Here is a 7,389-nt window from a genome sequence, read left to right on the forward strand (position 1 = left end):
CCGCGTGCCCGGCGACGGGACCGCCCCGGACGCCTTCCCCGGCAACGGCCCGGACCGCGTGCCCGGTCCGGCCGCCTGGGACGACGGTTCCCTCCCCGTGGACCGCCTGCGCCCGGACACCCTCGCGGTGCGCGGCGGACACGTCCGCACGCCGTTCGCGGAGACCTCCGAGGCGCTGTTCCTCACCACCGGCTTCGTCTACGACCGCGCGGCCGACGCCGAGGCCGCGTTCGCCGGCCAGAACGACCGGTTCGTGTACTCCCGCTACGGCAACCCGACCGTCTCGACGTTCGAAGAGCGCCTGCGCCTGCTCGAGGGCGCCGAGGCGTGCTGCGCGACGGCGACCGGCATGTCGGCGGTGTTCACCACCCTCGCGGCGCTGGTGAAGTCCGGCGACCGGATCGTCGCGGCGCGCGCCCTGTTCGGCTCGAGCCTGGTGATCTTCAACGAGATCCTCGCGAAGTGGGGCGTGCACACCGACTACGTGGACGCGCACGTGCCCGAGCAGTGGGAGGCCGCCCTCGCGACCCCCGCGACCGTGGTGTTCTTCGAGACCCCGTCGAACCCGATGCAGGACCTGGTCGACGTCGAGCGGGTCAGCGCGCTCGCGCACGCGGCCGGCGCCGTCGTCGTGCTCGACAACGTGTTCGCGACGCCCGTGCTGCAGCTGCCGCTCACGCAGGGGGCCGACGTCGTCGTCTACTCCGCGACCAAGCACATCGACGGCCAGGGCCGCGTGCTCGGCGGCGCGATCCTCGGCTCACGCGAGTTCATCGACGGGCCGGTCCAGCTGTTCCTGCGCAACACCGGGCCGTCGCTCAGCGCGTTCAACGCGTGGGTGCTGCTCAAGGGCCTGGAGACGATGTCGCTGCGGGTCCGCGCCCAGACCGCCGCCGCTCTGCAGATCGCGACCTGGCTCGAGGCGCAGCCCGGCATCGCGAGCGTGCGGTACCCGTTCCTGCCCTCCCACCCGCAGCACGACCTGGCGCGCAAGCAGATGTCCGGCGGCGGGACCGTGGTCACCCTCGACCTCGCCGTGCCCGACGGCGCGACGGCGGAGGTCGCGAAGAAGGCCACCTTCGCGTTCCTGGACCGGCTCGAGGTGATCGACATCTCGAACAACCTCGGCGACGCGAAGTCCATGGTCACCCACCCCGGGACGACCACCCACCGCAAGCTCGGGGTGGAGGGACGGGCTGCGGTCGGGATCGCGGAGACGACGGTGCGGCTCTCGGTCGGGCTCGAGGACCCGCTGGATCTGATCGACGACCTGCGCCGCGCGCTGGGGTCCGCAGCCCCCACCGCCTGAGCGCCCCCAAACCGCCGTCTTCACCAGCGCCTCAATCACCGCTGACGTCCGAGCGTTGACGTCCTATAGGACGTCAACGCTCGGACGTCAGCGGGGGTCTTGTGCTTGGCGGGCTAGGAGCTACTAGCAGCCGCCGTTGGACGGGAGCTTGCTGGCCAGCTCCGGGTCGCCGCTCAGCACGCCGACGATCAGGACCGCGTCGTTCCAGTACTTCGCGTAGTAGTACGGGTCGGCGTTGCGCTGAACGGTGTGCGCGGCGATGGTGGGCGGCATCGCATGCCAGCCCGGCACCCGCAGCAGTGCCCGGCCGAAGCTGGTCGCCGCGATCCGCGGATTCATCCGATCCGAGTACGAGCCCCACGCGCCGTTGTCGCGCTGCTGGAACAGCCCGCGGCTGTCCGGGCCGACGGCGTCACCGTGGTCGACGTTGTGCAGGGTCGACTCGCCGATCGCGGTCATCACGGCGATGACCTGCCCGCGGGAATCGAGCCCGAGGTCGATCGAGGCGATGACGATCTGCGCGGCGTTGGTGATCTGCTCCCCGCGGTAGGAGCCGATGCGGGACGGCAGGGTCGCGGCGGCGGCGCTCACCGACGAGGTCCCCACCCGGGCCGACGGCGACGCGCCGGCACGCCGTCGGGCGGCGGCCTCGGCGGCGCAGATCACGGCCTGCGCGGCCGCGCGCTGCTTCGCGAGGATGCCGGCGAGCTCGCGACCGATCACCTGACGCTGGACGGCGACCTTGGCCGCTTCGGCGTCGGCCTTGGCCATCATCGAGGTGATGGCACGCTGGTTCGCGGCCTGGCTCGCGATCAGGGTCTTGATCTCGGTCTCCCGGGCGGCCGCCGAGGCCCGGGCGGCCACAGCCGCGGCCACCTTCTGGTCGGCGTCGGCCTTGAGGTCGGTGACCCTGTGCCGGACGGCGGCGAGGCGCGCTCGGCTGTTCAGGTCCGCGGCCGCGGCCTGCTCCGACTCCCGCAGCGCCTTGGTCTGGATGCGCAGCGCCGTGGCGACCACGCCATACTCGTTGACGAAGTCCTGGGCGTTCTTGGAGTCCAGCACCGTGGCGAGCGCCGTCGCGGCCGTCTGGCCCTTGTACGCGCGCCGCGCCATCTGCCCGACGGCGACATGGAGCTGCGCCCCGCGCACGGCGTCCGCGGCGATCGTCGTGGATATCGCGGACTCCTGAGCCCGGGCGTCCTTGAGGCGAGCGGCAATCAGGGTCGCCTCGCGCTGGGAGCGCTCGAGGTCCACCTTGGCGGCGGCGACCTCGGCCTGCGCGATCGGGAGGCGGGCCTTCGAGGCCTGCAGATCGAGCACCGCCTGGTCGAGGGCCACGTTGAGCGCATCGATCGAGGCCGACAGCGCCGCGGCCGACTGGGTGGCCTTGGCCGCTCTCGCCTCGGCGGCGCGGCGCTGGGGGTCGTAGCTGTCGGCCGCAGCAGGGCCGGCGAACGCGGTGAGCGCGAGCAGCACGGTGGCCAGCACCGTGGCGAACGTGCCCGCGAGCGCACCGCGGCGCGGTCGCCTCGTGCGGGGCTGGCTCATCGACTCACTTCCACGGTGTCACTCGGGACACAGTGCCGATCGGTCCCCCGGCGGCTGCCGTGAGCGATTCCGGCCGAGCAGTTCGGGCGGCGAGCGCGCGGACGGCCGGCGGTGGTCACCAGCAACGGCACCCCGGAGCCGACGGCGACGCCCCGGAGGGTGACCGTTCGCGTGCCCATCGCTGTCCTCCGTTTCGGGTTCGGGCGCCCATTGGAGCACGCAGCCGAGGCCGCGGTGTCGCTTTTGACCCCCCATTCGGACGCCGAACAGGCCCCGGAGCGGGCGAAGTTACGATGGCAGCGGCGGCCCATCGAGGTTCGGCGCACGGCGAGGGACGGAGCGACATGGACGCGGCACGCACCCTCTCCTACCCGATCTGGAACCCGGGCGGCGAGCTCCGCCTCGCGCTGGAGGTTGCCGCCGAGCTGCTCGAGAGCAACGGCCTGCGCGCCGAGGGCACCTGCCCGCTCGACGGCATGACGCGCCACCAGCGGGCCGCGCTCGGCGCCCTGCTCGGCTGCGGCATGGTCCGACCCCGGGTGCTGCTCAACCTCGCCGTGCTGGACGCGATCTTCCGGGAGAAGTACGCCCTTGCCGGCGGCCTCGTGGAGGCGTGCGAGAGCGCGCTGGACCGGCGACTGGTGCGGTCGACCGAGGCGTGAACGCCCCGGGTCACCCGGGCTCGAACGCCTGCCCGGCCTGACCAGCCACGAAGTTCCCTGTCTGACCAGCCAAGAACGGGCCGCGGCCCTTCCTCAAGACCTGTTCGTCGTGCGCCGATGAGCGAAGAGTGGGCAGATCGCCCCTGTGTCGCCTCGCGCGACCCCGATGTGAAATGAGATGCCCGCCGTGGTGAAAGCCCGAGGTCTGCGCGCTGCCTTCGGAGCTTGGGGCGCCGGGTTCTGGCTGACCCGCCGCTCGGCGCTCGTCGCGGCGGCAGCGGCCGTGCTGGTCCTCGCCCCGTCGACATCCCCGGCGCACGAGTGGTTCGACTCCTCCTCGAGCGCCTCGGCGCTGGAACCCGAACCGACCCCGACGCCCACCCCGGAACCGACCCCCGAGCCGACCCCGACCCTCGCCCCGGTCATCACCCATCCGCTCGAGCTCGTGCCGCTCTATGCCTACGGGCACAGCTACGTCGCGGGCGAGGGGGCGACCACCCCCGCGCGCAGCTACGTCTCGCGGCTGGGGAACCGGATCGACGCCAGCACGACGGACAACAACGGGATCTCCGGCGCCGTCATCGGCCGCGTCGTGGAGGCCGCCTGCAGCGTGCCCGGCAAAACCTGGACCCCCAACAGCAAGGGCCTGGTGGTCCTGGACGCGGTCCTCAACTCGGTCGTCACCGTCCGCTCCCCGGCCGACGCCGCCGAGAAGGTCGACTTCCCGAACTCGCTGCGCACCCTGCTGCGGCTGTTCCGCAGCTATCACTGGACCCCGGAGACCAGCCCGTCGGTGGTCCGGACCGGAACCTGGACGGCGTCGAGCGTCGGCACCGCCGGGGGTGGCGCCGCGATCAAGACCAGCGCCCCGGGCTCGAAGCTCACGATCACCACGACCGCCAACGAGATCTCGTTGATGGTCATCGGCTTCCGGCCCTCGGAGGGGCGCGGCTCGCCGTACTCGGTCACGGTCAACGGCGTCCCCTACGGGTCGGGGACGACCGTGGGCCAGACGACGGAGAAGAACGGCTTCCACGACATCTCCTACCGGGTCGCCGGCCTGACCGGCACCTCCAAGATCGTCGTGACCAAGGGCAGTGGTGGCGGCGAGCTGTATTTCGACGGATACCTGGACAAGAGCGCCGCGCCGCCCGGGATCGTGGTGGTCAAGGACCCCACGCCGAGCGCCGCGGGCCTGGCCTTCGTGGCCGCTGACACCAATCACACGGCCGCAAATCTCGCGGTGTTCAACGGCATGATCGATTCCGTGGTGGCCGAGCCCGAGTTCGACGACGGGACCATCGTCGTCGCCGACCCCGGCGCGATCTGGAATCCGGTGACAATGTTCGCGCCCGACCGCATCCACCCCAACAACATCGGCCATTCCGTCATCGCGGATGTCATCCAGAACGCCGCGGAAGGGTTCGCCTACCGCAAGGGCCTCGCGACGTTCTGAGCGGCGGCGGGACCGGCCGACTCAACCCAGCGGGGAACGCCAGCGCAGGCCAGGGAAGCGGGCGAAATCGCGGTCGAGCGTCACCCAGGTCGCACCGTGCTCGACGGCGACCGCCGCGTGCTGCGCGTCCGCGACGAGATTCCCGCGAGCATCGCCGGATCGACAGAGCCCCTCGAAAAGCTCCCAGTGCCGCGGCCCGGGCGTTACCCGGACGACGCCGTCAGCCGCTCGGAGGCTGTCGATCTGGGTGAGCACCTCTGCGAGAGTCGACGGCGTGACGAAGATCCGCGGGTGGGTCACGATCCGCACGACGCCGCCGAGCACCGCGTCGGTGAGCCCGAGCAGTTCGGCGCCCGCGACGGCGGACTCGAGCCAGTCGCGCAACGCTGCGTGGCCGGACGCGTCCCGTCGGAACGCGGCGACGAGCACATTGACGTCAGGAATGATCACTCGCGCTCCATCAATTCGAGGAGCCGCGCCGAGTCGGTGAGGTCGACCCCGGGCACGACACCGCCGACACCCACCGGCGTGACGCGATAGGCCTCTCGCTCGAGGTCAGCCGGCTCGTGCTCACGCAGAAGGGCGGCGCGCAGCGCGTCCTCGATGAACGAGGTGACGTTCCGCCCGGTGCTCGCCGCAGTGACCTTGACCTCGCGATACAGGTCGTCGGGCAGCCGGATCGTGGTGCGCATATGTCTAAGCATATGTACGTGATGCGAATATGTCAGCCACGGTGCACGGTCACCGTGGTGCCCGGTGACCGTCGTCGCAGAACCCGAGCCGGCCGACGTCGGGCGGGTCAGAGGGCCTTCGCGAAGCACCAGGAGTCGGCCTCGTCCTCGTACGGCGCGTAGTTCGGGATCGGGGTGTAGCCCGCCGAGCGGTATAGGCCGATGGCGGCGGGCTGGAGCTCGCCGGTCTCGAGGATCAGCCGCTGCCAGCCGAGTTCGGTGGCGCGCCGCTCGAGCTCGGTGAGCACCATGCGCGACAGGCCCCGGCCGCGCTGCTCGGGCCGGACGAACATGCGCTTGACCTCGCCGACGCCGTCGCCCCGGTCGCGCAGCGCCCCGCAGGCCGACGGCACGCCGTCGACCCGCACGACGAGCATCGCGGTGATGTCGTCCGGGGCGGTCAGCGCCACCAGGTCGCCACGGCCGTACTGCACCGCGAGCTCGGCCTGCTGGGCGACTCGCAAAGCGGTCGCGCCGGCGTCGTCCCAGGCCACAGCCTCGACGGTCACTGCGGGCGCGGGCACCTCGGGCGTCGCGGGCTGGGCGGACCGCGCGGACGGCACGCCGTCGGCCGCGGTCAACCGACGAGGCTGTGCAGGACCGAGGTGAAGAACTTGAGCCCGTCGGTGCCGGTCCGCGGGCCGTTCGCGCCGTCGGGGCCGTAGCCGACCTCGACCGCGTGCTCGGGGTGCGGCATGAGCCCGACGACGTTCCCGGCCGCGTTGGAGATGCCGGCGATGTCGCGGCGCGAGCCGTTCGGGTTCCAGCCCTGATAACGCACCACGACCCGGCCCTCGCCCTCGAGCTCGTCGAGGGTGTGCTCGTCGGCGACGAACTGGCCGTCCTGGTTCTTCAGCGGGACGGTGATCCGCTGTCCTTCCGCATAGTCGCGGGTCCAAGCCGTGCGGGCGTTCTCAACGGTGAGCTGCTGTTCTCGGCAGACGAACGTGAGCTGCTCGTTCTTGATCATCGAGCCGGGCAGCAGGTGCGCCTCGCACAGGATCTGGAAGCCGTTGCAGATCCCGAGCACCGGCAGGCCGCCGTTCGCGGCGTCGATGATCGAGCCCATCACCGGCGCGAACCGCGAGATGGCCCCGGCGCGCAGGTAGTCCCCGTAGGAGAACCCGCCCGGCAGGACGACGGCGTCGACCGCCTTGAGGTCGGCGTCCGCGTGCCACAGGGCAACGGCCTCGCCGCCGCCGAGGCGCACCGCGCGGGCGGCGTCCCGGTCGTCGAGGGTGCCCGGGAAGGTGACGACGCCGACGCGCATCAGGCGCCGACGGCCGAGACGCGCACGACGTCCTCGATCACGGGGTTCGAGAGCACGGTCTCGGCAGCGTCCTGCGCAGCGGCGAGGATCTCGGGCGTCACCTCGCCCTCGACCTCGAGCTCGAACCGCTTGCCCTGGCGCACGCTCGTGAACTGGGCGAAGCCCAGCCGCGGCAGCGCGCCGGCGACGGCCTTGCCCTGCGGGTCGAGGATCTCGGGCTTCGGCATGACATCGACGACGACACGTCCCATGCGTGGATCACTCCTGGGGCTCAGCGCGGGTGGTTGTGCCCCCAGGATACCGGTGCGCGCACACCGCCTCCGCCCGCCCCCGACGTGTCACACGCTGTGCGGTGTAGAGCGCGCGCTGATTCATTCCCCGTAACGTCCGAGCGTTGACGTCCTATAGGACGT

General features: G+C 71.7%; 9 protein-coding genes. 3 read left to right on the forward strand and 6 right to left on the reverse strand.

The genetic code is table 11. The features are described from left to right. Positions 1-58 precede the first annotated feature (58 nt). Positions 59-1,309 (forward strand): O-succinylhomoserine sulfhydrylase, encoded by a 1,251-nt coding sequence (locus VIM26_RS24085; RefSeq protein WP_331955877.1) that lies wholly within the window; start codon positions 59-61, stop codon positions 1,307-1,309. A gap of 123 nt (positions 1,310-1,432) precedes the next feature. Here the strand turns inward: VIM26_RS24085 and VIM26_RS24090 are convergent, their stop codons facing one another. Beyond that, positions 1,433-2,857: a hypothetical protein gene (locus VIM26_RS24090; RefSeq protein ID WP_331955867.1), complete on the reverse strand. Its 1,425-nt coding sequence runs from the start codon at positions 2,855-2,857 to the stop codon at positions 1,433-1,435. Positions 2,858-3,201: 344 nt separating this feature from the next. Here VIM26_RS24090 and VIM26_RS24095 point away from each other — a divergent pair, with 344 nt between their 5' ends. Beyond that, complete coding sequence (locus tag VIM26_RS24095) at positions 3,202-3,519, forward strand: hypothetical protein (RefSeq protein ID WP_331955868.1); 318 nt, start codon at positions 3,202-3,204, stop codon at positions 3,517-3,519. A 178-nt stretch (positions 3,520-3,697) separates the two neighbouring features. Continuing rightward, a complete protein-coding gene (locus VIM26_RS24100; RefSeq protein WP_331955869.1) occupies positions 3,698-4,975 on the forward strand; it encodes a hypothetical protein in 1,278 nt (425 codons plus the stop codon). A gap of 21 nt (positions 4,976-4,996) precedes the next feature. Here the strand turns inward: VIM26_RS24100 and VIM26_RS24105 are convergent, their stop codons facing one another. The 5 genes from VIM26_RS24105 to purS all read right to left on the reverse strand — a co-directional run bounded on the left by VIM26_RS24105 (position 4,997) and on the right by purS (position 7,227). Next, positions 4,997-5,425, reverse strand: a complete 429-nt coding sequence (locus VIM26_RS24105) for a type II toxin-antitoxin system VapC family toxin (protein WP_331955870.1) — start codon at positions 5,423-5,425, stop codon at positions 4,997-4,999. After that, positions 5,422-5,667, reverse strand: a complete 246-nt coding sequence (locus VIM26_RS24110) for a ribbon-helix-helix protein, CopG family (RefSeq protein WP_331955871.1) — start codon at positions 5,665-5,667, stop codon at positions 5,422-5,424. Before VIM26_RS24110 ends, VIM26_RS24105 begins: the two co-directional genes overlap by 4 nt. Positions 5,668-5,774: 107 nt before the next feature. Continuing rightward, entirely contained in the window at positions 5,775-6,287 is a 513-nt protein-coding gene (locus tag VIM26_RS24115) for a GNAT family N-acetyltransferase (protein WP_331955872.1), read from the reverse strand. Beyond that, complete coding sequence (gene purQ / locus VIM26_RS24120) at positions 6,284-6,976, reverse strand: phosphoribosylformylglycinamidine synthase subunit PurQ (protein WP_414696558.1); 693 nt, start codon at positions 6,974-6,976, stop codon at positions 6,284-6,286. The genes VIM26_RS24115 and purQ overlap by 4 nt, the downstream gene beginning before the upstream one ends. Beyond that, positions 6,976-7,227 carry a phosphoribosylformylglycinamidine synthase subunit PurS gene (gene purS, locus VIM26_RS24125; RefSeq protein WP_331955873.1) on the reverse strand — a complete coding sequence of 84 codons (252 nt, stop codon included), beginning with the start codon at positions 7,225-7,227 and terminating at the stop codon, positions 6,976-6,978. Before purS ends, purQ begins: the two co-directional genes overlap by 1 nt. Between the last annotated feature and the right edge of the window lie 162 nt (positions 7,228-7,389).

Origin of the sequence: Pengzhenrongella sp. (genome assembly GCF_036565025.1) — a bacterium.
Classification (GTDB): Bacteria; Actinomycetota; Actinomycetes; order Actinomycetales; family Cellulomonadaceae; genus Pengzhenrongella.

What these genes read in the sequence shown, in the direction of transcription:
- purS (WP_331955873.1), bottom strand. Translation starts at nt 7,227, where the DNA reads ATGGGACGTGTCGTCGTCGATGTCATGCCGAAGCCCGAGATCCTCGAC.
- VIM26_RS24095 (WP_331955868.1), top strand. Translation starts at nt 3,202, where the DNA reads ATGGACGCGGCACGCACCCTCTCCTACCCGATCTGGAACCCGGGCGGC.
- VIM26_RS24100 (WP_331955869.1), top strand. Translation starts at nt 3,698, where the DNA reads ATGCCCGCCGTGGTGAAAGCCCGAGGTCTGCGCGCTGCCTTCGGAGCT.
- VIM26_RS24090 (WP_331955867.1), bottom strand. Translation starts at nt 2,857, where the DNA reads ATGAGCCAGCCCCGCACGAGGCGACCGCGCCGCGGTGCGCTCGCGGGC.
- purQ (WP_414696558.1), bottom strand. Translation starts at nt 6,976, where the DNA reads ATGCGCGTCGGCGTCGTCACCTTCCCGGGCACCCTCGACGACCGGGAC.
- VIM26_RS24110 (WP_331955871.1), bottom strand. Translation starts at nt 5,667, where the DNA reads ATGCGCACCACGATCCGGCTGCCCGACGACCTGTATCGCGAGGTCAAG.